At 48.4% G+C, this 25637-nt stretch carries 22 protein-coding genes and 1 tRNA gene; 10 read left to right on the forward strand and 13 right to left on the reverse strand.

The genetic code is table 11. The features are described from left to right. The first annotated feature begins 95 nt into the window (after positions 1–95). Together VLX91_15210 and VLX91_15215 are read left to right on the forward strand one after the other, a co-directional pair. Positions 96–2207, forward strand: a complete 2112-nt coding sequence (locus VLX91_15210) for a hypothetical protein (GenBank protein HUI31558.1) — start codon at positions 96–98, stop codon at positions 2205–2207. Between the two features lie 16 nt (positions 2208–2223). After that, a complete protein-coding gene (locus VLX91_15215) occupies positions 2224–3900 on the forward strand; it encodes a hypothetical protein (GenBank protein ID HUI31559.1) in 1677 nt (558 codons plus the stop codon). A 133-nt stretch (positions 3901–4033) separates the two neighbouring features. Here VLX91_15215 and VLX91_15220 read toward each other — a convergent pair whose 3' ends face one another. The 4 genes from VLX91_15220 to VLX91_15235 form a co-directional block, all read right to left on the reverse strand. After that, positions 4034–4672 (reverse strand): sterol desaturase family protein, encoded by a 639-nt coding sequence (locus tag VLX91_15220; protein ID HUI31560.1) that lies wholly within the window; start codon positions 4670–4672, stop codon positions 4034–4036. A gap of 203 nt (positions 4673–4875) precedes the next feature. Then, on the reverse strand, positions 4876–5160 hold the full coding sequence (locus tag VLX91_15225) for a hypothetical protein (protein ID HUI31561.1): 285 nt from the start codon (positions 5158–5160) through the stop codon (positions 4876–4878). Between the two features lie 141 nt (positions 5161–5301). Beyond that, positions 5302–5376 (reverse strand) — tRNA-Val (locus tag VLX91_15230). A 227-nt stretch (positions 5377–5603) separates the two neighbouring features. After that, positions 5604–7463, reverse strand: coding sequence for a bifunctional homocysteine S-methyltransferase/methylenetetrahydrofolate reductase (locus VLX91_15235; GenBank protein HUI31562.1), 1860 nt, complete (start codon positions 7461–7463; stop codon positions 5604–5606). A gap of 277 nt (positions 7464–7740) precedes the next feature. Here VLX91_15235 and VLX91_15240 point away from each other — a divergent pair, with 277 nt between their 5' ends. The 5 genes from VLX91_15240 to VLX91_15260 all read left to right on the forward strand — a co-directional run bounded on the left by VLX91_15240 (position 7741) and on the right by VLX91_15260 (position 12818). Next, positions 7741–10149: a DUF5686 family protein gene (locus VLX91_15240; protein HUI31563.1), complete on the forward strand. Its 2409-nt coding sequence runs from the start codon at positions 7741–7743 to the stop codon at positions 10147–10149. A gap of 81 nt (positions 10150–10230) precedes the next feature. Continuing rightward, on the forward strand, positions 10231–10959 hold the full coding sequence (locus tag VLX91_15245; protein ID HUI31564.1) for a class I SAM-dependent methyltransferase: 729 nt from the start codon (positions 10231–10233) through the stop codon (positions 10957–10959). Next, positions 10923–11426 carry a hypothetical protein gene (locus VLX91_15250; protein ID HUI31565.1) on the forward strand — a complete coding sequence of 168 codons (504 nt, stop codon included), beginning with the start codon at positions 10923–10925 and terminating at the stop codon, positions 11424–11426. The genes VLX91_15245 and VLX91_15250 overlap by 37 nt, the downstream gene beginning before the upstream one ends. A gap of 124 nt (positions 11427–11550) precedes the next feature. Continuing rightward, positions 11551–12387: a DNA-formamidopyrimidine glycosylase family protein gene (locus VLX91_15255; protein ID HUI31566.1), complete on the forward strand. Its 837-nt coding sequence runs from the start codon at positions 11551–11553 to the stop codon at positions 12385–12387. Between the two features lie 83 nt (positions 12388–12470). Next, the gene (locus VLX91_15260; protein ID HUI31567.1) at positions 12471–12818 is read left to right on the forward strand and encodes a hypothetical protein; all 348 of its coding nucleotides are present in this window, start codon (positions 12471–12473) and stop codon (positions 12816–12818) included. Between the two features lie 99 nt (positions 12819–12917). Here the strand turns inward: VLX91_15260 and VLX91_15265 are convergent, their stop codons facing one another. Together VLX91_15265 and VLX91_15270 are read right to left on the reverse strand one after the other, a co-directional pair. Beyond that, on the reverse strand, positions 12918–13673 hold the full coding sequence (locus tag VLX91_15265) for an SDR family NAD(P)-dependent oxidoreductase (protein ID HUI31568.1): 756 nt from the start codon (positions 13671–13673) through the stop codon (positions 12918–12920). A gap of 15 nt (positions 13674–13688) precedes the next feature. Further along, positions 13689–14381 carry a SagB/ThcOx family dehydrogenase gene (locus VLX91_15270; protein ID HUI31569.1) on the reverse strand — a complete coding sequence of 231 codons (693 nt, stop codon included), beginning with the start codon at positions 14379–14381 and terminating at the stop codon, positions 13689–13691. 170 nt (positions 14382–14551) lie between these two features. Here VLX91_15270 and VLX91_15275 point away from each other — a divergent pair, with 170 nt between their 5' ends. The 3 genes from VLX91_15275 to VLX91_15285 are packed head-to-tail and all read left to right on the forward strand — an operon-like array spanning position 14552 to position 16251. Further along, positions 14552–14926 (forward strand): hypothetical protein, encoded by a 375-nt coding sequence (locus VLX91_15275; GenBank protein ID HUI31570.1) that lies wholly within the window; start codon positions 14552–14554, stop codon positions 14924–14926. A 15-nt stretch (positions 14927–14941) separates the two neighbouring features. Continuing rightward, the gene (locus VLX91_15280; GenBank protein ID HUI31571.1) at positions 14942–15373 is read left to right on the forward strand and encodes a GNAT family N-acetyltransferase; all 432 of its coding nucleotides are present in this window, start codon (positions 14942–14944) and stop codon (positions 15371–15373) included. A gap of 50 nt (positions 15374–15423) precedes the next feature. Further along, complete coding sequence (locus VLX91_15285) at positions 15424–16251, forward strand: alpha/beta hydrolase (protein HUI31572.1); 828 nt, start codon at positions 15424–15426, stop codon at positions 16249–16251. A gap of 9 nt (positions 16252–16260) precedes the next feature. Here VLX91_15285 and ppk1 read toward each other — a convergent pair whose 3' ends face one another. The 7 genes from ppk1 to lysC form a co-directional block, all read right to left on the reverse strand. Beyond that, positions 16261–18516: a polyphosphate kinase 1 gene (ppk1, locus tag VLX91_15290; protein HUI31573.1), complete on the reverse strand. Its 2256-nt coding sequence runs from the start codon at positions 18514–18516 to the stop codon at positions 16261–16263. A gap of 135 nt (positions 18517–18651) precedes the next feature. Further along, the gene (gene sixA / locus VLX91_15295; GenBank protein ID HUI31574.1) at positions 18652–19152 is read right to left on the reverse strand and encodes a phosphohistidine phosphatase SixA; all 501 of its coding nucleotides are present in this window, start codon (positions 19150–19152) and stop codon (positions 18652–18654) included. A gap of 14 nt (positions 19153–19166) precedes the next feature. Next, a complete protein-coding gene (locus VLX91_15300; GenBank protein ID HUI31575.1) occupies positions 19167–20129 on the reverse strand; it encodes a CHAD domain-containing protein in 963 nt (320 codons plus the stop codon). After that, positions 20104–21633 carry a Ppx/GppA phosphatase family protein gene (locus VLX91_15305; GenBank protein HUI31576.1) on the reverse strand — a complete coding sequence of 510 codons (1530 nt, stop codon included), beginning with the start codon at positions 21631–21633 and terminating at the stop codon, positions 20104–20106. The genes VLX91_15300 and VLX91_15305 overlap by 26 nt, the downstream gene beginning before the upstream one ends. Positions 21634–21761: 128 nt before the next feature. After that, complete coding sequence (locus VLX91_15310) at positions 21762–22760, reverse strand: aspartate-semialdehyde dehydrogenase (GenBank protein ID HUI31577.1); 999 nt, start codon at positions 22758–22760, stop codon at positions 21762–21764. 155 nt (positions 22761–22915) lie between these two features. Continuing rightward, positions 22916–24298 (reverse strand): diaminopimelate decarboxylase, encoded by a 1383-nt coding sequence (gene lysA / locus VLX91_15315; protein ID HUI31578.1) that lies wholly within the window; start codon positions 24296–24298, stop codon positions 22916–22918. After that, positions 24210–25595, reverse strand: coding sequence for a lysine-sensitive aspartokinase 3 (gene lysC / locus VLX91_15320; GenBank protein HUI31579.1), 1386 nt, complete (start codon positions 25593–25595; stop codon positions 24210–24212). Before lysC ends, lysA begins: the two co-directional genes overlap by 89 nt. Between the last annotated feature and the right edge of the window lie 42 nt (positions 25596–25637).

Consider the following 25637-nt stretch of genomic DNA (forward strand, 5'->3'; position numbering starts at 1 on the left):
CAGGGAGCCCAAAGCACGAAGATTCACCTTACGATTGTTTCAGCTTGAAGCTGAGTAGTTTTGAAGCATTACTTGGCATCAAAGGAGTCTTTGAGATGAAGAATGGTGCAGCGGTTATTGCAATAACATTTCTAACAGTAGGATCACTTCTCGCGCAGGTGCACATACGTGAGAGCACGGTGATTACGCCAAGAGAGGGGAAGATAGCACAGGAGGTGAACAACCCGCACAAGTTCCATATTGAAGTTATCCAGACATATCCTACACCGATCCGATTCGAAGTGGCGGGGACGTGCACAGACACGGTCCTGGGGTCCGTCGGCTTGAGGCTCGTCGCCGATATCGGTCCTGTAAGGGCTGATGATTATTGGTTTGATGTTTCCGTTTGCGGTTCAACTTCGCTTGATAACCCTGACACTATGACTGTGGGTGTGTTCTTCGATGATTCCACGTTATTCGAGCAGACTCATCTCAGTCCGTACTGGATGGGAGGATGTTTCCCTATGTCCCAGTTCTGGGACTGCCGTTTCACGACTCCATATTTTTCAACATTCGATTTCACTTTGGCAAAGCATCAATTCATATCGGGAGATACGACGGGAATGAGTTTGAACGGCAGAAACGACTGTAGTGAGACAGCGTGGTCGACAACAGATCCGCTTACACTGACCATCGTTACAGGGAATCAATACGTATCATTTCATCAAAGAGATTCACAGACGGGAGGAGATACGAAATTAGGCTCAACCATATCCGCAACGGGAAATAGTATCGGACAGTACGTTCTCGTAGCCGACGGTGCTCCGCCGGATTCGATTAACAGTTGGGCAACGATACAGGCAGAGAGCAATGGCATGACAAGAGTAGACTCGGTGCAGATACTCCCATTTGTCGACCATTTTTACGTTTATGCACAACCCGATACGATCGATGATTCTGCCACCGCCAAGATATATGTTCAGGCTAAGGATGCTATCGACGAGGATATGGATTATGATGGGAATGTCCGGATCTCTGCTTCGCCGTCTCAATATGGAGACTTGAATGTAGAGATGTTAAGCGCGATGAAGAAAGGGGGCATGAACGGAAATCATAAGACGATGAGCATCTCGTCGGTCAAAGGAGCTTCCTCCAGGGGATCAGAAGATTCAAACATACCGGAGAGGAGATCACTTGCGGCGATGGATTCCGTGCTTGAGACAGATTATTGGACAGCTAACTGGGGTAGAGTGTTTTACACTGCCGACGGAACCGTCCCCGACAGCAACATGACCATCACTTTCACAGTTATGTCAGTGGATCAGACGAGTGTAACAGGAAAGGGGCAAGTGGTAATACTGTCTCCTTATCAATTAGACGTCAAATATCCAACCGATGCTCAGAAGATTACCGGCGATAATCCTCCGAAGATGCCCGAAGTGTCAGGGAAAATAAAAGCGCAGCTTCATGCAAAGAAAAACATTCCTGTGACTTACAATTGGGAAATGAAAATCAAATGGACGGGTAAGGGAGGATGGAAAACGCCGCAAAATGACGAAGCATATTCAGGCGATACAACTGGAGAGACCAATAAATGGACACCCTTGAACGTGAACTTGAGCAAGTATATTCGTGGAGGACAGATAGTCACGCTGAAGGTTGTGGCAGCTACCACAGATTACTCCACGACAAAAAGTTACGATACAACGTTTGCAATAAAAGGGACCAACCCAACTTTTGCAAATATGCTTGCGGCTCTTAACGGACTTCAATACGAAGCTATCGCCTCCTATGAGAGCAATTTCAACCAGTTTGCCAAAAGTAGGCGTGTTCAGTGTGATACAACTCCAAGTTACCCATTGCAGGGTGGTAAAACCCCAGCCGACTTTGGCATCATGCAAATCGATAGCCCACAAACCGACGACATTATCTGGAATTGGACCGTAAATGTGCAGACGGGGAAAGACATGTTTGACGCGCGCTATAATGCCGCAGCGACGTACCACGAGGATTTTGCTGGTTCGTCACCTTTGAATGAAGACGAAAAAATTGTAGAAGCATATTGTGAATACAACGGAGGACCCGGGGCTTGGTACTGGAAATGGATACAAGGGGACCCTTCACAAAATGGACCAGGCTATTGGGAAGAACAAACCCAATCCTTTATAACGGCAAAAGCATATGCAGATAATGTATTTGCATTGTACAAATCGCATCCATGGCGTTAAAATGAAAGAGGTTTATATGAAAAAGTGGAAATGTTTATTTCTGATTTTAGTAACATCGGTAAGCGGTACATTCCAAGTATTTGCCCAATCATATTACTATAACAACAGCAGCGAGGAATTACCCGTTTGGCGTTTAAATTTACAAAGCGGGACTAAAAGTTTGTTTTATTCCGATTCAATCAATCCTTACAGTAATGTATTATGGGACCCGACTCAACAGTGGATTTTTATCGAGCGTGATAATAGCTACATACCCCACATAGCTGCGGACCATTATTACATATCAACTACCGTTGTAAATGCAAATACACCATCAATAACTCATGTTTTTCCCGATCAGTATCCTCACCCGCCAGGCACATCACCCAATTCTTTTTTTATTTCAAGGATAGAATCACCCCTGGGGGCATACGATGGCATAGTCTATAACTCTGTTAAAAATGTTTTCTATGTCACGTGGTTTCTTCCGGCTCCAGATAGCTTGAAATGGTGGGGAGATTTATCTTCGTACCAAAGGACTGCGGCTTATGATGCATCGACATTTACATTCCTTGATACCCTGCCGGTTCCTCCGGGGTGGATTACTGGTCTTAGTTCTGTTTCAGATGACGGGAGTTATTTGTATTTAGAAAAATGGGGATACGGGAAAGTGGATGCAATCGGCAAATATTCGCTTCTGACAAAACAGTTAACAATCAACAGGAGCCTGTCTGACCTGAAAGTTCCAGACGTTTACACTGTAGAGGATAGTAAGAAAGGAAATTTTCTTTTGTGTCTTTTATATCCTCAACCACAGATGGAAGATAAAGAGTTTGGAGTATACAATGTAGATAAAGATACGATGTATAGTCTAATCCCTTTTCCATTACAAACTCACGAGTATTTATCAGGCGATGCGAAAGTTGTAATGATAGAGGAAACACCATTGGTTACTGAACAAAGGCCTTGGGGAACCGATTATGTGTACCAGCACACTGGCTGCATTTCCATCTTCGATGATATCTCGGGTACGCTTTTGCAGAAGCTCAAACTACCACAGGATGGGAAAGTCCTTGTTTTTGATAACTATCCCAATATGCTTTATTACTACTATGAGAAAAAACAAAGGTCTATCAACATCGATCTTAGCAAACTCCCAACCATCGGAACAATCAACGCACAGAATGTTCTTGTCGGCAGCGGAGCGTTTACTCTTTCCGTTACGGGCAAGAATTTCACACCTACCTCCAAAGTCCAGCTTAATGGTACAAACCGGGCGACGACATTTATTGCTGATACGCTTCTGCAAGCGACCATCCGCGCCGAGGATGTCGATACGGCAACGACGGCATACATTGCTGTCAGAGACAGCATTGCTCCATCATCGCATTCAACGACGGATTCATTAGCATTAAATATTATCTCTGTGCCACAACAATCGCTACAGCCAATTCTAGATTGTGTCACACAAACTAATGACACGACATACACAGCATGGTTCGGCTACGGGAACGACGACACAACTTCCATCTTTGTTCCTGTCGGTCCGCAGAATAAATTCTCTCCGACTCCTAACGACAGAAACCAGACGATCACCTTTGAGCCTGGAAGAAAGGATAAAGTCTTTAGCGTAATATTCAACGGTAAGAATCTGACATGGAAATTGAACGGGAGTGAAGTGGTTGCATCGAAGAAATCGCCGAGGTGCAACTGAAGCTGGAATGAAAGGTGTGAGCAAGAATGAGGCTGATGATCAGATAACTCAAACAAATGACCTGAAACCCCGCCCCATTTTGGCTAGGATAGTGTAGAAAAAATTCGGCAGTTAAGACTGAATCGACCGGGGTCTAATAACTCTTCTGAATTTCCTGCGGCTGCTTCTTCATGTACGTTCCAAACACGAAGTCCCACAGCGGCGAGCTGACTCCATAATTTCCATCCGGGTCCATGTAATGATGCCGCATGTGCTGCTGCTTCAGGTAGAGCGATATCCTTCCGCGCAGACTGAAATGATGGACCGCATAATGCGTCAGGTCATAAGCGAGGTAACCGAGTATGAATCCTGCGAAGAACGGCGGAAGGTAACGGGTACCGAGAATATTTTTGAATAAGAAATAAAAAAGAAATGCGAGAGGTATACTGACAATCGGCGGCATCACGAGGCGCGTGGAATCGCTGGGGTAATCGTGATGAACGCCATGGAACATAAAGTGAATCTGTTTTCCCCAGCCGCTCGTCGGCACGTAATGAAAGATAAATCTGTGAAGCGCGTACTCCGCGAGGCTCCATACCAGCAGGCCGAAAACAAACAGCGGGAAAGCATACGTGATACTTACGCCTGCGACAATGGTTTCGTAAAGCATGTATCCGATGACCGGGAAATAAATTATCGCCGGAATCGACGGATGGACGTGCGAAAAAAGTTCGAGGAAATCACTCTTGAACATCCTCGCGGATTCGTCTTTGTTTGAAACATATCGCTTCATAAAAATCCTCCATTTCTCGAAATCAGTTTTTCCCAAAGAAGCCGGCAAATATCAATGAGATAGTCTTCCAATTCTTGACCGGCTCCTCTATCTAAAACTGAAATAAGATTGAGAAAATTCCCGGAAGTTCATGCGGAAATGGAACAGACCTAATTTTGTGGGATGGATTCAGGCCGCCGATATCTCTGCGCGCGATCTGCGAGCTATTCTTTTTCCGATTTCGCGTTGTAGACGATCTTGCGGATAGTGTCAAATCGCAGGTATGGATATTCGTCCTGGATCTTTTCAATCGCGTCGCCTACGCTCATGTAGTTGCGCAGGTCCTTGAAACGCCGCTTGATCTGGTAATCTCTGACAGCCTTGTAGTCCAACAGGCTGTTTTCGATCAGCTTCTCGTAGATTTCATCAGGCAGAATATCGCTGAGCGGGTTTTCGATGTGCTTTTTTTGTATTTTCTTCTTCTCCGAGGGAATTGTCATCTTCTCCATGGTTTCCTCGCTATGCTTTTGTGAGACTTAGTTTTGACATACGATATCAAAGTCTCGCCTTTCCCTCCGACCCATTTATATTTTTGCTTTCCATAAGAATTAGATAAGAAATTACTTCGAAATTTTCCTTAAAAACTTGCGTGGGCGATAGAGGATTCGAACCTCTGACCTCTCGCGTGTGAAGCGAACGCTCTGAACCAGCTGAGCTAATCGCCCCAATTGCTGAATAATCTAACACTCTATAGCTTGCCATGCAAGAAAATCCTAATTTCGTTATTTCTTCTCCATCGAGTCTTCACTAAAAAGAACGTACTGCAACCTGATCCGGTTTCCTTAGAGACGGAAATGACCTCAAAAAGTTTAAGATTTGGACGATAAAGTGCGCTCGGACACACCATCATCCGGAAGCTGCCTATGTAGATGGATGACTTATGGACGAAGTCCTATATGCCAGCCGCTTCGAGGACTTTTATTGCCACCTCGTACTTCTTGAACGGCGGCAAGAGATATGCGCCTGCTACGGCCGACTTAATCTCGCGGAGAAACTCCGCTGAAATGTCGATTCCCACTTGGGCCGCGTTTTCCCCGGAGCGGAACATCTTCTCCCGTATCTTCTCCGGTATGTTTATTCCTGGTATTTCATGGTGGAGGAACTCGGCGTGCTTGTGACTCCGAAGCGGGAGGATTCCTATGACAACCGGTACGTGCAGCGGTTCAACCGCTTTGATGAATCTCTCAAACATGCCGACTTCGTAGATCGGCTGAGTGAAAATTACATCCGCTCCCGATTCCACCTTGCGGCCCAGTTTTTCCAATTCGTAATCGAAACTGTCCGCCGACGGATTGGCGGCACAAGCGATGAGAAACGATGTCGCTTCGCCGATAGGGTTTCCGACCGAATCCATTCCGCAATTCAGGTTCTTTACTATCTTGATGAGTCCGACGGAATCGACATCGAAGACCGACTTCGCTTGAGGAAGGTCGCCGACTTTCGCAGGGTCGCCCGTTATGACGAGGATATTTCTTAAGCCGAGTGCATGCGCTCCCAGGAGCTCGGCCTGAAGACCGATCATGTTCCTATCGCGCGCGGCAAGATGGGTCATGGCTTCAATCCCTGTTTCCTGCTGGATGATTTTCGAGATCGCGATCGAGCTCATTCTTATCCGTGCGCGCGCACCGTCGGTAATGTTGACCGCGTCGAATCCATTTTGCATGCAATAGCGTGCTCCTTCGATCACGCTGGAGATATCGAGGCCCCGGGGAATATCGAGCTCAAGAGTAGTGATGAATTTCTTTCCGGCGCCACTCTGCGTGAGCGCAAGTCTTTTTGAAAACTCCGATTGTGTCGAGCCTTTTCCCGCTGTCGATGGCTTGACCGCGGTCTTTCTCTTTACTGCAACGGCAGATTCCCGTGATTCCCCGGTTCGTTCGGATTTCAAGCCATGGACGGCTTCTGCAATTGCTTTGATGTGGGCGGGTGTCGAGCCGCAGCAGGCTCCGATGACGGTGACGCCGGCTTCGACAAGCTGCCTTGCATAGGTTGCGAGATATTCCGGCGTGGCGTGATAAATCGATCTTCCGTCGACCAGGGTCGGAATTCCCGCTGCGGGCTGGGCGGACAATATTACGTCTTCCGAATAAATGGACTTGATGATGCCGTACATTCTTTGCGGTCCGACCGTGCAGTTCGAGCCGACGACGTCGACGCCTTTGGATTTTATGTGTCTCACGACTTCGACCGGAAAGTCGGTGGCCAGGATCACGCCGTCCTCCGAAAAAGTTTTTTGTGCGATGATCGGAATCTCCGGAGAAATTTCTTTAGCGGCATCGATGGCTGCGTCAAGCTCATTCAGATCCAAAAATGTCTCGAGGATCAGAAGATCTACTCCGCCGCTGACGAGAATTTCTATCTGCTCTTTGAAAACCTTTCTTATATCCGCAATCTTTGTCTTGCCAAGAGGTTCAAGCAGCCTCCCGGTGGGTCCAACTGCGCCGGCAACGTAAACGGTTTCCCCTGCGGCGCGTTTGGCGATTTCGACGGCGGATTTATTTATCTCGTTTAATCTATCTGCAAGATGGTACACCTCGAGAAGCATCCGGTTTGCCGAGAAAGTATTTGTCTCGATAATTTCGGCGCCGGCCTGGATGTACTCCCGGTGTGCGCGCTCCACGATGTCGGGATTTTTTATGTTCTGTATTTCCGGCGGTTTCTCGTCATATTCATACAATTCGAGCAGCGTCCCCATCGCGCCGTCGCATACGATGACGCCGTCTTTAAGTCTCTCTCGGAAAGTTTTTTTCATATCTCTGGAAAATTTAAGACCTTGCATGCGCAAAAACCTCAGCAGGGTCGATTCAAGATATAAATTTTCCCGACTAATTCAAAAAGATGGGAGAAAAGTGCGGCGAAAATCTTAAGTGAAGCCAGTATGAGAATCATGGAGCAGATGATACAGCAGATGGTGACCACAATCACGTAAAACCATCACCCAAGTAACATCTGTCTCAGTGAACCAGTATATTAAATGAGTTGAGAAATAATGGTCGGCAGTTGTTTCAGGGTCACTACATTTTCTAATCATGATAAAACATTCTGAAATTTCAGGAGGGAAGATTATTTTGCGCGCTTATATCGGCAACGCACTTTTTATTTTAGTTTTATTCCTTTGTAAGTCGGCAGCATCCCAAGGCGTTTACACAATTTCAGGCCGGATCGTCGACGCCAAGACGGGATGTCCACTTCCGTCGGCGAACGTGAGAGTTTCCGGCTCGGCGAAGGGGACCATCACCAACCTCGACGGTTCCTATCTCATTTCTCTTCCGGCGGGGGAGTACACTTTATTTTATAGTTACGTCGGCTATCAAATGGATTCCGCGGTTGTTAGGCTTGCCGGAAATGTCCGTGAGGACGTCAAACTCCAGCCGGCAGACATTTTATTTCCGGAGGTTGTATCTATTGCCGAAGACCCGGCGTATGCGATCATTCGAAAGGCAATTGAAAAGAAACACGAATGGGCAAAGCTGCTTCGGTCATATGACTTCAAAGCCTTCACGAGGTTGACAATTTACCGTGACACGGCTCTTGCAGGCATCACCGAATCGTACACCGATGGCTATTGGCAGGAAGGGGATTCGCTCCGCGAGGTGGTCACCCAGAAACGTGAGACTAAGAATCTGCCGGAGGCGGGGCTCATACCTTTCGTGGGAGAAATAGTAAACTTCACTGACGACCTGATCGAATTTGCCGGCTATAAATTCGTCGGCCCGATCGCCGAAAACGCATTCGATTATTGTAAATACAGACTCCTCAGGACGTTCACTAAGAACAACGTCGCCGTTTACGAGATCGAAGTCATTCCAGATTCCCGAATCGTCCCGCTTTTCTCCGGCAAAATTTCAATTGCCGATTCGTCTTACGCCGTGATGGGAGTTGACTTCCGTCCGAACGAAGCATTCAATATTCCTTTTCTGACAGATCTGAAAGTAAATTTTGCCCAGCACTATTCTCTTTATGAAGGCAAGTTCTGGATGCCTGCCGACATAATCACCGATTTCGGAATGAAGATCCAATTCGCCGGCATTTCGCTTCCGAGAATCACGATCAACGAAACATCGGATATCTACGATTACAGACTGAATGATCAAATTGCCGATTCGATCCTTAAGAAACCTGTCCTTGTCATCGATTCGAGCGCGACAAAATTCGATTCGACATTCTGGAGCGCACACGAGGTTCTTCCGCTTACGTTGGCAGAAGAAAAAGCATATAACACGCTCGACAGCACTCAAACCCTGGCGAAGCAATTCAAGCCTACCGGCGTCGCTGCAAAACTCTTCGATAAAGGCGGACCTCTTTCGGTTTTGAAATATGTCGATGTGAGATTCAACAGAGTCGAAGGGTTGTTCCTCGGCGGGATTTATACGTACACGTCCGAAAGATCGTGGAGAATGGTCGGACTTTCCAACGAAGGATTCGTTGATACATCGGGGAGCGGAGGATGGAGCCTGAGTGCCGCAGCAGGGTATGGGATTTCAGACAAGATTTTCAAGTGGCGGGTTGGCGGCGACTACCCGTTTGCAGATCATGTCAAGAGCGGAGCCGGCGCGGAAGTCCATCGCGACATCGATCATTATCCCGAAGACAATTTTTTCTCGTCGTTTACGACCACGATAACTTCTTTGTTCGGATGCAACGATTACTACAACTATTACATGGCATACGGCTGGAGCGCGCACTATTCGATTGTGCCTATTGATCATCTTAATTTGACTGCGACTTATCTGTCCGAGGACGAGACGAGCGTGGTGAATCACACGGAGTTCAGCATCCTTGCGCTCGGAAACGCGTACCGTCCGAATCCGCCGATCATGTCGGGTGAGATGCGAAGCGCGAAAATTTCGATCCGTTATGGGGATGAGGAGGCGCCGCTCGGTATATTGCCGACGAATGCGGTGGAGTTAAATGCAGAGTACTCGTCGCCGTCGTTCCTCGCAAGCAATTTTCACTTCGGTCGTTACCACTTGACCGCGTCGTACCATTTCGACACGTTCTTGAAAAATTATCTTTTCCCGCCTCAGACGCAGGTGATGTTCGCTGGCGGCTATTCGACCGGGACTCTTCCCGTGCAGCGGGAGTTTGTCCTCGACTCACAGATCGGAGGACTCGCGCCTTTCGGGGTTCTGAAAACCGCGCGGCCGGTAGAGTTTGCAGGCGACAAGTTTGCGATGGTCTCAGTTGAGCAAAATTTCAGAAATGTTCCCTTCCTGCTCCTCGGCATCCCTTTTTTATACAAGAAAGGGATGGAGCTCCTGATCGACGCTTCTGCCGCACAGTCATGGCTCAATGGAGTATCGACGACAAACGGCTGGTATTACGAAGCCGGAGTCGGTTTAGGAAAAATTCTAGGACTTATTCGCATGGACTTGACTTACCGGCTCAGCAAGCCGAACGACGTTTACTTCAGCGTCGGGATGAGCAGCATACTGTGAGAGTTGCATCGCCGGCACTTATTTAATAATGGACCATTGGAAAGTTATATTATTCTGAAGAGAGTAAGTGAAGAGAAAGATATGGGATTCATTAATTCGTGGGGAAATCAGGTTAGGGCAGAGTCTTACTCCAAACTTGAATTTCCCAACACATACTATTTAGCCTACAGGGACCTTCCGGAAATAATCGCAGGACATGTTCGGGGCAACAGGGCTGTCGACTTCGGATGTGGAGCAGGTCGCTCCACTCGATTCTTGAAGAAGTTAGGCTTCGAAGTAATCGGAATCGACGTTGCCCTGGATATGCTCAAGAAGGCAAAAGAGATGGATGCCGAAGGTAATTACCAATTAGTGAGCAACGGAAGTTATAGCCACATCGGAGCAGGGAAGTTTGATCTGGTGCAGTCGATTTTCACGTTCGACAATATACCGGGTTGGGAGAGTCGCACATCTATCCTCGCTTCGTTGTGTGACTTGCTAAAACCGACAGGAAGAATGGTTGTTCTCGATGCGACACCTGAGTTGTACACAAACGAGTGGGCATCATTTAGTACAAAAGCTTTTCCCGAGAATTGGCATGCAAAGACGGGAGACATCGTACGCGATATCATGCTGGATGTGGAAGATAGAAGACCGGTTGAGGATATATTTTGGACTGAAAAAGATTATCTGAAGCAGTTCGGCATGGCAGGCCTGGAGATCGTGGCTACTTACAAACCGCTGGGTCGTGACGGCGAGCCGTTTGATTGGGTGACGGAAAAGGAGATCGCTCCATGGATGATCTTTGTGCTGAAGAAGACGAAAGTATGACATTTATAGCGGAATCATTTGGGATCTATATCAAACGCCGGCCGCGCATTGTGGCTGCAATTGCCTTTGGCTGCACGACAGCAGTCGCGACGCATTTTGCCTGGTACCCTGATGCGAGAACGAGCGGCTACATTCCGGTGTTGACTCTCGCGGTCGGTCTGTGCCATGCGCTTGCCGGTATCATCACGGGACGACGTCTGATGGACAGGACTCGCACGAAGACCTTGTTCCATTCCTGCTTAATCGGAGCGGGCACATCGCTTCTTGCGATGGCGTTTTTCACTCCGCCGTTTGCATTATGGATATCTGCCTCGAATGTCCGATCCGAAGGTATATTCTCGTACCTTTACCTGACATTGCTCATCGGCCTGTTTTCTTTTGTTGCTATCGGATGGGTTCTCCTTCTGGTGTCGATCTGGGTTGGGTGGATGCTCTATCGAGTGACGACTCCCGAGGCTGAGAGCTAAGCAGGCGTTGATGATATGAAGGTCCCGGAAGCTTGATTTTGCTAGGTATGACGATTAATATCGTTTGTAAGCGACTCAAGTAAGCTGGCTGTCAATAAAGGGAGCAGAAAGTTGGAGGATCATTATGTTCGAAATTCCGGAATACGTAACCATCGCAGGACAAATGGCGAAGAGCCTCACAGGCAAACATATTGCCGGAGGAAGTCTTGGAAATTCGCCGCATAAATTTGTCTGGTACAATCGTAAGCCGCGCGAATTTGAAAAAATAATCAAAGGAAAAACCGTCGGCAAAGCATACGCCAGGGGGAAATGGTTATTCATTCCGGTAGAGCCCGGTTACATTCTTGTCTTCGGAGAATGCGGCGGCAAAATCCTGCTGCATGAATCTGCGTCGGATTTGCCCGACAAGTACCACCTTTCTCTTCTCTTCGATGATAGTACAGCTCTTTCGGCAGCGACTCAAATGTGGGGCGCGATGGAGTTGTACGAAAAAGGCAAAGAACTAGAGCGGAAGTACATTTGTGGAATGCGAACTACGCCGCTCGAGCCGAAATTCACCGTTACATATTTGACAAAACTCATCGAGGAAAGTATGAAGGTGGGAGGGAAGAGCGTGAAAGCTCTCCTCACACAGAATCAATTGATCCCCGGTATCGGAAATTCCATTGCACAGGATATAATGTTCGTAGGCAGGTTGCATCCGAAGCAGCCTCTCGAAGTTTTAGAAAAAGATCAGATACGAAAACTTCACGGTGCGATTGTGCAGACTCTCAAAGGCGCGATAAGACTCGGCGGGAGAAACGATGAATTCGATCTCTACGGCAATCCCGGAAAATATGTACGCTTGATGGATAAGGATGCTGTCGGCCGGCCATGTCTGGAGTGCGGTACCAAGATCAAGAAGATAGCCTACTTGGGCGGGGTGTGCTATTTTTGTCCGAAGTGTCAGGGAGAGTCTTGAATTGAGCCAGGAGCGTTATCTAGAATTATAGTAAGATGACAATAATTAGGTTAAGCTAAAAGTATTCTATGTTCCGTCAAAATATGAAGGCAAAAATTCTTACAGATATTCCCTTAGTTGTTTGCTGCTCTCTAAGCTGGGTCCTATTTTCATTTATTCTGAGTATTGTTTCATGCCAATGGCTTTGGTTCAGTCGTTCGGGTTCTGTTATCACCCTTGCCGGAGGGATACTGGCAGTTCGACGTCTTCTTCGTCTCGGCGTTAAAGGATTTTTCCATAGTCAGCACACAATTGATGGTGGACATTATGTTCTGACACCTGATGAAATCGAGTCAAATAGGCAAGAACTTCTTGACGACCGGGCTACATATATAGGTGTTTGCTTTATCATCATCGGCACTATGATTTGGGCTTATGGCGATTTGCTCTAGTGATTCTTATTAGTCACATAGCTGTTAATAGGCCACTAAGAATGAGCAATGATATTAGTAGGGCAAAACCCGACCCCGCTTAAAAACTCCAGCCTATCCTTACCACCTGCTATTCATCCTCTTAAAACTCTCGTCCAACTCCGCTCTCGACGCTTTGATTGCTCCTTCGGTCATACCGTGACCGATTTCGAGTACGTCTGCTTTGAGACTCTTCATCACGGCCGCGACAAACTCTTCGGGTGTCAAACCTGCTTTGTAGTTTCCTCGCTTGGCTCTCCCTTCCGGATTTAATTCTGTGTCGACACCCGGCGGAACAACCTCGATAACTTTGATGCCGGTCTTTAAGAGTTGATGTCTCAGTGCCATGGAGAACGCATGAAGCGCAGCTTTGGTCGCGCTGTATACAGGCATTCGCGCCGCCGGTATGAAGCCTAATCCGGATGAAACATTGATGATGGCGGCATCTTTCTTTCCGGTCAGATATGGAATGACCATGCCCGACAAAATTATCGGAGCTTCCAGATTGATTTTGATTTCGCTTTCACCCGCAAGGAATTCGTCGACCCCTTTCGTGAAATCGACATCTCTTTGAATACCGGCGTTGTTGATCAAAATATTCAATTTTGGAAAACTTGAAGTGGCCCACTCTACAAGTGATTTGCGATCCGCCTCGTCAGCCACGTCGCAAACCCTAATGTGGACTTCCGGATGCTTCTTCTGAACTTCAAGAAGTCTTTCTTTCCGCCGGCCGCAGATTATGACTTCATTCTTCTCCGCCAGGAAAGATTCGGCGAACGCGTAACCTATTCCGGTAGCCCCGCCGGTAATTAATATTGTATTGCCTGATATATTCATTTGAAATTTTCTCCGTTACTTTTTTGCAGGATATCCGACCGTCTGGCCAAAGAGTGCCCGCTGCTCAGCGCGCAAATTTAATTTTTCCGCAAGCGCTGGCTTGTTGCAATTATGAAACCATACTGCCAGTCCTTGAGATGCAGCAAACAAATATACATTGCCCGCAATGAGCCCGGTGTCGACGAAGTAATATGACTTCTGAACTTCAGGATCCAACAAACCTGGTTCCTGGTAACCCGATGTGTGAGAAAGCCTGTGGATGTCCACGACGTAGATGAGTTGGACCGGCGCCTTCGCCATGAAGTCTGCCTGGCCGGCGCCAATTGCGAGGGATCGTAAATCACCCGTGAGAACCGGATCGAGCCTGTGACGAAACGGATCATAAAGGTAAGTACCTTCCTCCAAGGCGACGTAGATATCAATTTCTTGAGAGTTGCTCGCCGACGCGGCTGTTCTCCCCGGAATCTCGAACGGACCGACATTACGGTTCACTCCGCACGCCGCCCAGAGGAGATTCGAAAGCATCTGCAGCGAGAGTTTTCTATCGCTTATCTCGCGCGTGGTTTTCCTTCGCTGGAGCGCTTTTGTCACGGACATGTCACGACCCGCTGTCGGTTTCGGCAGCTTGATCGGCAACAGCTTCTGCGGGGAAGAATTGCCGGACATCGAAGCCGGTTGAGATTCCGTTTTCTTTCTTTTACGATTCATAAGATCCTCCTTATGCGGTTCAGTAAGTCAATCGTATTATAATAATTAATCATGAATTCTTTCAAATGCGAATTTTACTTTCATGATATTTATCAGTAAACTAACTCATACAGCATTCAGTTTTGAGTTTGGAATGCCCATTCACAGGACCAACATATAAGGACGATACGATGGCAACTGCACAGGACAAACCCTATACCGTCGAGTATTATTACAAGACGCGGTGGGGACATGCGGACGAGTTCCTCCAGCTATATAAGAAAAACCATCACCCGATCTTGAAGAAACGGATGGAGATGGGACACATACTGAAACTCACGTTGACGAAGCCGCGCTTCCATTCGACCGAAGACGGCAGATGGGATTTCAGAGTAACGATCGTCTGGAAGAATATTCAAACGACCGACGAGGGCTTCAGCGAAGCAGATCTTGCCCACCAGCTTTACCCAAATCAGGACATATTCAAGAAAGAAGAACAACGGCGGTTTGAAATCCTGGAGGCGCATTGGGATGTGCCGGTCGTCGAAATGGATCTGGAAAAATAGGAAACACAGGCTTCAGTGGTAGAAATCCGTTTTTGCAGTGAAAAAGATTTTGACGATGTAGTCAAATTGCTTCATCAGCTCTGGCCCGACAAGAAGATTGATCTTCTTTCTCTCAAAAAAGTTTTCGACAGGGCTCTCGTTTCCGACTCGCAAAAATATGTCTGTGCCGCTGAAGGTGGAAAAGTCGTCGGGTTCGGTTCGCTTACCATTAAAAACAATCTCTGGCAAGAGGGATATATCTGCCATGTCGACGAACTCGTCGTCGATTCAAACTTCCGGCACCATGGCATCGGCACAGGGATTCTCCGGCATCTCATAACTATTGCCAAAGAAAAAAATTGCCGCAGGATCGAGTTGGATTCAGCGTTTCACCGAAAAGATGCTCATAAGTTTTATGAGAATTTGGGTTTTGAGAACCGTGCCTTTCTTTTCTCGAAGATTCTATGATTCACCAGTCGGACAAAATATTCTCAAAATGGAAATGGAGGAATGCCACCGTGAAATTGTTTCTATCAATGACAGCCTTTTTATTGTTTTCAATCTGTGCCCTTGCCCAACAGTCTACGCTCAAAATCTGGAACGGACTTGCGCCGGGGACAGAAAATCGTAATAATGAAGAAAAAATCACCGGCGGCAGTATCTCCAACGTGTATCAACCGGAGCTGACGGTATTTCTTCCGCAAAACAAAATTGAAAATTGTCCGGCGGTCCTGGTTTTTCCTGGAGGTGGTTACACCCACTTAGCATTCAAGAAAGAAGGGATAAAGATCGGCGAGTGGCTGAGCTCGAACGGCATTGCTGCGTTCGTGTTGAAATACAGATTGAATCCTGCAGAAGCATTGCAGGACGCGCAGCGGGCGATGAGTCTTGTACGGGCAAGGGCAAAAGACTACAGCATCGATCCCGGGAAAATCGGGGTCATCGGATTCTCTGCCGGCGGACATCTCGCGGCCAACCTCGTCATTCACAATTCAAAAGCTTCTATGACGGATTATGTCGATTCAGTAAACTGTAAACCCAATTTTGCCATACTGATTTATCCATACCTGGGAGAGGTACCCGGATTTTCGACACTTCTTTACGAGTCTGTCGACAAGGATTTTCCCCCGACATTCATCGTGCATGCTTCCGACGACAACAAGGTTCCCGTGCAGCAAAGCATCGATTACTACACTGGTCTGCACAAAGCGGGCGTTTCATGTGAACTGCACATTTTTGAGAAGGGCGGTCATGGTTTCGCGCTTGAGGATGACCGCGGCCCGGTGAAGAGTTGGGCGCTGCTATGTATCGGTTGGCTGAAAATTAACGGGATACTTTTGGATTAATTTCTATTATCAGGTGGAGCTCTCCAAAGGCGCCTCGCGCATCACCGGCTTTTGAGTGTGGGCAGCTTCGGTCCGCGATAACATCGTTTTCTCCTGCAGGTCGTAACTCACTTTCCCGTTCTGCGCAGAAATGAGGGCATAAGATCCGTCGGACTTCAATTCCCGTGCGCGGAGTGAATCTGCAAGCGCAGTGTCTAACACTTCCTCTCTGATTTTTATCGCGAGCGATTCGTCTTCGACTGGAAACATGAGCTCAACTCTTCGCTCAAGATTGCGACCCATCAAATCTGCACTGCTCAGATAAAGCTCCGGCTGGCCTGCGTTGTAAAAGTAAAATACCCTGCTGTGTTCCAGATACCTGCCGACGATGCTGACGACGCGGATCGTCTCGCTGATCCCTTTCACACCCGGTCTTAATGAGCAAATTCCGCGGACGATCAAATCGATTTTCACTCCGGCTTTAGAGGCTTCGTAAATCTTTGCGATCATCTTAACGTCTGTGAGGGCGTTCATTTTAAGAATCATGTGGCCTGGCTTCCCGTTCTGTGCGTTCCGAATTTCCCGGTCGATAAGACTTTCAACCTTTTGCCGGAGCGTGACAGGTGCGACGGCCAGTTTCTTATATGAATCGCGGCGCGAATAGCCGGTCAGGTAATTGAAAACTTCCGTTATGTCTTCGGTTATATCTTCTCTGCAGGTGAAGTAGCTGAGGTCGGTATAGATTCTCGCGGTGATCGTATTGTAGTTGCCGGTGCCGAGATGGACATACCTGCGAAGGCCGTCGTTTTCTCTGCGCACCACCAAAGCCATCTTCGCATGGGTCTTGAGACCGACGAGTCCGTAGACGACATGGACACCGGCGCGCTCAAGCTGCTTGGCCCAGCCGATATTGTTTTCCTCATCAAAGCGGGCCTTAAGCTCGACGAGAACCGCAACCTGCTTTCCCTTCTCCGCGGCTTCGACGAAAAGAGGAATGAGCGGTGATTCTTTTCCTATCCGATAAAGCGTCTGCTTTATGGCGAGGACGTTCGGATCGTTTGCAGCGGACCTGATGAATTGAACGATCGGGTTGAAGGAATCATAAGGATGGTGGAGCAGAATGTCTCCGCGACGAATGCTGCTGAGAATATCTTCCCCGTCTTCTTCGGCCATGAAAGAAACGGGAACATAAGTCGGATCTTTCAATTCCGGCCGGGGAAGTTTCAAGAGAGTCATGAGCTGACTCGGATCGAGCGGTGGATCAAGCTCGTAAACATCGTCCGGCGTGACTTCCAGATTTTCGATCAGGATATCTTTAATTCGGGCCGGCATCTTGTTTTCTATGCTGACGCGAACCACTGAGCCGAAGCGCCGCTGCCGGATGGATTCTTCGATTGATTGTATCAAGTCGTCGGCCTCGTCTTCCTGAATTTCCATGTCGGCATTTCTTGTGACGCGAAAAGCGTAAGACTCTTCGACTGTCATTCCGGGAAAAAGAAGGTTGAGGTTGTTGGCGATGACGTCTTCCAGCCAGACGAAGCGCCACACTTTCTCAAGATCGTGCGATCCGCCGTTCGGAATCTGAACTATGCGCGGAAGAACGTCGGGAACTTTGACACGGGCAAATCTTTCTTCGCCGTTCGGAGTTTTCACGACGACTGCGAGACTGAGGCTGAGATTGGAAATGTAGGGGAAGGGATGTCCTGGATCGAACGCAAGCGGCGTCAGGACAGGATATATTTCACGGGCAAATAAATCTCCGAGCTTCTTGCGGTCTTCAACGGTGAGCTCATCCATCTTCACGATGTAAATTCCCTGAGCGGCCAAGTTAGGAAGCAAATCTTTCCGGTAGCAATCGCACATCTCTTTCAGCATTACAGAAACACGGTCATGGACTGCGTGAAGCTGCTGCGACGGCGTCAAGCCGTCGGGTGAATACTCCACGATATCCGCCAGGATAAGTTCCTTGATACCCGCAACACGTATCATGAAGAATTCATCGAGGTTCGTGCTTACGATAGAAAGAAATTTTACCCGCTCAAGGAGTGGATGCCGTTGATCACAAGCCTCCTGAAGAACCCGCTGATTGAATTCGAGCCAGCTCAACTCGCGATTGATATAAAGACCCGGTTCAACGAGCGGTTCGGCGTGACTTGATTTTTGATCGGTCGAGCGCCGCCGTTTCGTGCTACCCGTTCGTTTCAGTCTGCCGAAAATTGTTCCGGAAGAAGCCAATTCGATCTTTGAGTCTTGTCCCTTCATTTCCTCGCCTGGTGGATTTTCCATAATAGTCTTTTCTGAATCTGCTCATTCATAAGTTAGCCGTAATAAATTAACAAGACAAATTAAGGATTTGTTAAAGAAAACCGGGAAATAATCCGGGACTTGCAGAAAAACAGGGAAAAAGTAGAGTGATCGGGCCTAATTTTCTTTCAGCACCTGCGCCGGTGCCATCAGCCATTCCAGCGTCGCACAGCGGCCGTAGACAAGGGACGCGGTAGAAAGTTTACAGATGCCGCCTTTCTTCATGGTGATGGAAAGATCTTTTTTTCCGGAGATGAGCATCGATATCAGGGCGCTCAGGTATGGTTCATGACCGACGAGAACAATATTGTCGAATTTCTTGTAGGTTGTATTTATTTCATTAATTAGTGCGGCAGGATTGCCGCCGACTTTCAGGTGGGATGAAAACTTCAGGACATTTTCGCAATGGAATTCTTTTGCGACGATCGCGGCAGTCTCTTTCGCGCGGAGGAATGGACTCGTGAGAATTATGTCAAACCTGAGCTTCAGTTTCTTTAATTCTTCCGCGATATGCTTCATCTTTTTTGCGCCATCCTTCGTGAGCGGACGCTCCGAGTCAGGGCCGTTGAACGACTCGCTATCTCCAGCGATCGCGTGGCGAAGGATATAGAGGTCCATGCTTTTCATTCCTCTTATTCAACCTTACCTAATTTTTTCCAGAAGAGATTCAGTTCATCCACCGACGAAACGAACTCGAGCACAAGTTCTCTTCTTCGATTCATCAAATTATCAATCAATCTTCTGAACTGCTCCTGGTCGGCTCGCGGATGTTTCTTGGCATGATCGCGAATGCTGGCGATCAGCACATCGGTATCCTGGATGTTTCCCATCCGCACCTGGTATGCATTCATTGCTTTTTTCGTTCGCGTCGTGACGTTCGGCAGAATGGCTTCCAGCGCTTCGACGGTATATCGAAAGCGCTTAAAGGCTATGCGCAGCCGGTGTATTCTATTTCCTTTTCCCGAGAGAGCGGCCGGTTTCAATTGGACTGCACGGGAAAATGTCCTCGCCAGTTTGCCGACGACTATTGAGCGGGCAGCATCGCGTAAAAGCTGGTCTGCAAGAACGGTCTGGAGTCTCTCTTCTGTCCTGGCGATCCCATCGTCAATCTGTTTAAGCAGAAAACTGTGAAGCTCAGCGTGTGCGCGTCTGAGGAATTGCTTTTCGCGCACCATGAGCAGCGTCAGGAACAAATTCAACGCAGGGAATTCTCCGATAAAACTGCGCACGGTCATGATTTGGACCTGCACATCTCTGAGTTCGCTTAGCGCGCTCAACAATCGCTTCAATTGTTTCCGCGTCTTCGAGATATCCGTGCCGGGGATCATAATGCGAACAAGATCCGTGACTGCAATGAGCCTCCTTGTCGAAACTCTAAGGTCATGGACGGCCTTCTCGGTCGCCCGCTTTCTCGTCTTCGCGAGCTGGTTGGCAAAAATCTGGTGCCGTTCGCCGAATGAGCGAAGCAGAATCTGAATTGTATCCGGTTTAGGAATCCCGGCGATTCGGCCTCGATTGACCTTCGGAGCGAAGCCATTCGGTTTTGCTGCGGTAATCCCGGTAGTGATATCAGTCTTCGACAACGACTTTGACACCGAATACCTCCTCGAACATTTCCGCCTTTTTCATGAGTGCCCACTTCTCAAGTAAAAGGTCTCCTTGGCCCTTCAGATGAATCGCAAACTTCGGCTTTTTGTATTCGACGGAAAACGATTCGACTCTTGAAGCATGTTCGTTATCCATCGCGTCGGCGAGACGCAGTACCGCGGCAAGCTTAGTTACTGCGACCCTGTCTTTTGATGGAAGCGAGCTGTAAGCTTCGTGCTGCTGTTTAGGAAACGATTTTCTATGGTAGCGTGCGACGTTAGCGATGATTGCCATTTGCAACTGGCCGAGGCCGATGACGGGCGTCGCTGCCAGGAGATATTGCGCATGCTTGTGGTGGTCAGTCGCGCTGATAAAATTTCCGATATCATGGAGGAGTGCTGCCACTTCGAGAAGAAGCCTGTGCTCCAGACTGAGGTTATGGAGGTTCCTCGTTTGATCGAACAGCTCCACGGCATAACGCGCGACGCTCGTTCCATGCTGTTCATCGAAGAAATATTTCCTGCCGATCTCGAGCGCTGAGGCCATCACCTGATCGCGGTACGCATGCTTTGTCTCCTCGTAAAGATCGATCACCATATTGATAAGTATGCCCTCTTTCAATCCCACCTTCGGGATGAGAATTTCATCTACGTCTGCAAGTTTCGCGATCTGCTGCAGAATGATTGAGGCGGGGACGATCACATCGGCACGGTCGGGCCGCATTTTCAATTGCTGAATTCTCTCTTCGAAGGAGAGAGCCTGAAGTTTTTTCAAGATGGCGTCGAGCTCACCGAGCTCTATCGAAGTTTCCCGTTCTTTTCCGAGCAAGTCCTTCCGCAGTCCGCCGAGCGTTTCGATATTTCCGCCTGTCCCGACGCAGATGTTGATCTTTTTTCCGCCGATTTCCCGCTTCAACCGCCGCTGCGTCGATTCGACATATTCTCTTACAAGCTGATTGAATTCTTTTTCACCGTTCCTTTTTTCCTTTCCTGAAACCCCGGACGAGAGAAGCTGGAGCAGGCGCACGGCCCCCATCCTGTAGCTTTCGGTCGAGACGATGCTGCCGTCTGCCGTCAGCGTAACCTCCGTGCTTCCGCCGCCGATATCGATGAGCATCGCAGTCTTGTTCTTTAAATTCACCTTGCTCGCTATTGCAAGATGGATAAGCCGCGCCTCTTCTTCAGGTTCAATGACGACGATATCTATCCCGCATCGCTGGGCGACACTGTCTATAAACATGTCTCGGTTCGCCGCCTCACGGACTGCGCTTGTCGCTACTGCCTTCGACCAGTTTACTCCATTGCGGTCGATCGCTTCCTTAAATTTCTTGAAAGCATCGACGGCCTGTTCCAGCGTGTTGTCGGTTATCAAACCTTTTGCGAATACATCCTGGCCAAGGCGGACCGGCTCGCGGAGATTTTCGAGGCTGGAAAGTTTGCGTTCTCCATCGACGGAGGCGATGGAGAGTCTGATTGCGTTCGACCCGACATCTATGGCAGCAAGGTTAGGCATGTTTAGAGAATATATGGAATTGGCCGGAGGGGTTCAATTGGCAGAGTAAATGGATAAAGATGTTTTCCTCCCGAACATGAAGGAAATCCTGACAGGAATCAGCTAATCGCTGGAGCCTGCTAGCTATTTCAGTCTCTTCCTTTGATCAGTTCTTCTGCGATCTGAACTGCGTTGGTAGCAGCGCCTTTCCTGATGTTGTCTGAAACGATCCACATGTTGAGGCTGTTCGGCGCGCTCTCGTCGCGGCGGATTCTCCCGACGAATACCTCGTCTTTGTCGTAAGCATTCAGCGGCATCGGATAAATATTTTGTGACGGATCGTCTTCCACAATTATTCCCGGCGATTTTTTCAGCAGCTTGATTACATCTTCAAGTTCATAGCTGTGTTCCATCTCGATGTTCACAGCCTCGCTGTGTCCGCCGAACACAGGTACTCGAACGCAAGTCGGGCTGACCTTTATCGAGTCGTCTCCCATGATCTTCGTCGTTTCGAAAATCATCTTGAACTCTTCCTTGGTGTATCCGTCCTCACGGAACACGTCGATATGGGGAAGACAGTTGAACGCAATCTTGTGCGGAAACTTTTTAGTGTTGCCTTGTTTCTTGCCGAGCTCCTCGTCCAGCTGGTCGATGCCCTTTTGGCCCGCGCCGGTCACCGATTGATAGGTTGAAACGACGACGCGTTTGATCTTGTACTCATCATGAAGCGGCTTCAGAACGACCACCATCTGTATCGTAGAGCAGTTCGGGTTTGCGATGATTCCATGGTGCTTGAAAATGTCGTCCCTGTTCACTTCCGGAACGACGAGCGGAATTGCAGGATCCATTCTCCATGCGCTGGAGTTGTCGATCACCACCGTTCCCTCTTTTGCTGCGATCGGAGCAAACTCTTTGCTGACGGTCGCACCGGCAGAGAACAGTGCGATCTCGATTCCCCTGAAACTCTCCGGCATCAGCTTCCGGACTTTTATTTTCTCGCCTTTGAATGATATTTCTTTCCCGACCGACCTCTCCGAAGCCAATGGTGTCAAATTCTTCACGGGAAAATCGTGCTCTTCGAGAACCTGTGTCATCTTTCGTCCGACAAGGCCTGTCGCACCTACAACTGCTACATTATATGATTTCATCTGATCAACAATCCTGCTCAATAATTCTTTCCAATTAGTTCCTGTTTTTCAACCTCACCCTCTCCTTTTTCCAGGAGAAGGAATCGCGATACTTATCCCTTTAGAGGGGGATATGCAACGAGGTTTTCTGTATTTAAATAACAAAATTTTACGATTTAAACCAAATCCTCAAGGCTCTGTCTATCTCTGATCACGCGCGCATAGTCGTTATCAACGAGAACCTCTGCAGGTTTCGGACGGGAGTTGTAGTTTGAAGCAAGAGAAAATCCATACGCGCCGGTCGTCATAATTGCCAGCAGGTCTCCTCTTTTCACGCCCGGAAGCTTGCGCTGGAGCGCGAACGCGTCCGTCGACTCGCAAACCGGTCCGACAACATCGACGATCTCTATTTTGCTCCTCTGGACTTTCACGGGAACGATCTGGTGATATGCGGAATACAATGCGTGACGCATCATGTCGTTCATCGCCGCATCAACGACGATGAATATTCTTCCGGAAGAAACTTTCCGGTACAGAACTCTCGTCAGGAGAACACCGGCTTCCGCGACAATGAATCGACCCGGCTCAATCGTGATCTCGCAGCCAGGAAGAGTAAGATTCTCTTTGATTACCTTCGCGAGAGCACGCAGATCGATCACCGACTCTCCGTTTTTATCCGCCGGCAGAGATTTGTGCTTGAGTGCATTCTTGTATTGTACCCCGATGCCGCCGCCGAGATCGATTTGTTTCACACGGATACCCGATCTCTTCAGCCTTGTCACCAATTTGCGGAAAGATTCTGCCGCTTCGGCGAACGGCTCGATTTCCGTTATCTGCGATCCTATATGACAATGGAGTCCGGCGAATTCGACATTCTTCAGTTTTGTCGCCAACTCAGCCGCATCTTCAGCGTGGTCGATATCGATGCCGAACTTGTTCTCTTTGAGTCCCGTGGAGATATGCGGATGAGTGCGCGCATCGACATCGGGGTTTATTCTGAGGAGCACCTTTGCGGTCTTGTCCAGCGTGGATGCGCACTTTGAAATGGTCTTTAGTTCTTGAGTTGACTCGACGGTGAATGTCCCGACATTTCGCATCAACGCGAAGTTGATGTCCTGATCCGTCTTGCCGACGCCTGCGAGCGAGATGGATTCGGGCGGAAAGCCGCTTTTCAATGCGAGAAATACTTCGCCTGCCGAAACGGTGTCCGCGCCGGCACCGAGAGACCTGATGTGTTTCAGGATTTCTATATTCGAATTTGCTTTGAGAGCGTAGAGCAATTTGATATTCGGTACGCTATGAAATGCCTTACTCAGCATTTCAAATCTTTCGGTGATTCGATTTTTGCTGTAAACATAAAGCGGGGTCCCGTATCTCTCAGCGAGATCGGGGGCCTGAATGTTCTCAATATGGAGCAGATTTTTCCTGTAGGTTATTTGATCTGTCATTGCAATTATGTCCCTGACTTTCTTAATCGAATATCTCGCTTGAGAGACCGCGGGAATTCCCGAAAAGATCTTTGTGCAGAAGCTGGACCGCTCGTTCCAAGTCGTTTTCATCCACTACGAAGCCGATATTAATTTCCGAGGCGCCCTGGGAAATCATGTTCACTCTGATCCCATCCATCGCGGAAAAGATTTTGCCCACGATACCGGGACTGTGGCGGATATTCTCGCCGACTACGCAGACTATTGCCTTGCCGCTTGAAGAGGTGACTTCTGCGAATTCATCGAACTCCTTCTTCATTTCTTCCAATTTTGTCGTATCATCGATCGCGACGGAGATGCTGACTTCGCTGGTCGCCACTGCGTGAGCGATAGTCTTATATTTATTGAACACGGCAAAAACGGCTTCAAGGAAATCGTGCGCCATGAACATACGGCTTGAGACCAGGTTCAAGAGGGTTATGTGCTCCTTGTAAACGATGGATTTAACGATACACTCCTCGTGATTTTCGCTTCTCGATATGAGTGTGCCGCGATATGATGGATTGCGCGAATTCCTGACGTAGACCGGAATATTTTTTTCTATTGCAGGAAGTATCGTCATCGGGTGTAAAACTTTCGCCCCGAAATAAGCAAGCTCGGACGCCTCGTTGAACGACATCTTTTTTATCCGGCGGGCTTCGGTCACTATAGACGGATCGGCTGTGAGGACTCCGTCAACATCGGTCCAAATTTGAATTTCCTCGGCTCCGAGTAGTGCCCCGATGATAGCTGCCGAGTAATCCGATCCTCCTCTTCCGATTGTCGTGGTAATCCCTTTCTCGCTCGCACCGATGAAACCCTGTGTCACGACGACGTAACCGCCGTTCACCAAAGGCATCAAAGCCTTTTTAGTTTTCTCTCCGACGATTTCAAAGAGAGGAACAGCCTTGGTGTAAGTTTCGTTGGTTATCATGTACTCGCGCGCATCCACGAGAGCCGCCTTAATAGAGTTTTCTTCCATTGCCTGGGCGGTTATCATCGACGACAGCCGTTCTCCGTAGGAAGCGATTGCGTCGCGCGACCTGTTCGAAACTTCGCCGAGGACGGAGATCGCCTGGGAGAGGTTTCTCAGTTCATGCGCGTAAACGGAAATTTTCCCTTTGAGATAGTTCTTCGGAAGCTCGGAGCTCATCAGCTCATCGACCAGTTTATCATGTCTGGACCTGATTGCAGAAATGAGGTCGTTTGATTCCTCTTTTTTTCCTTCCGCCGATAGAGCCGCGATTTTCAAAAGCTGGTTTGTAACTCCGGCACACGCGGATACAACCACAATAGGTCTCCTCGGAATTTCCGACTCGACGATTTCGATCAATCTCAATATCGCAGCAGAATCCTCCACGGAGGTTCCGCCGAATTTCATTACAATCATTCGATAATCCTTTGAGTAATCATCATCCTGTTCTCGACTATG

It is taken from the genome of Candidatus Acidiferrales bacterium, from assembly GCA_035515795.1.
GTDB lineage: Bacteria > Bacteroidota > Ignavibacteria > Kryptoniales > JAKASW01 > JAKASW01.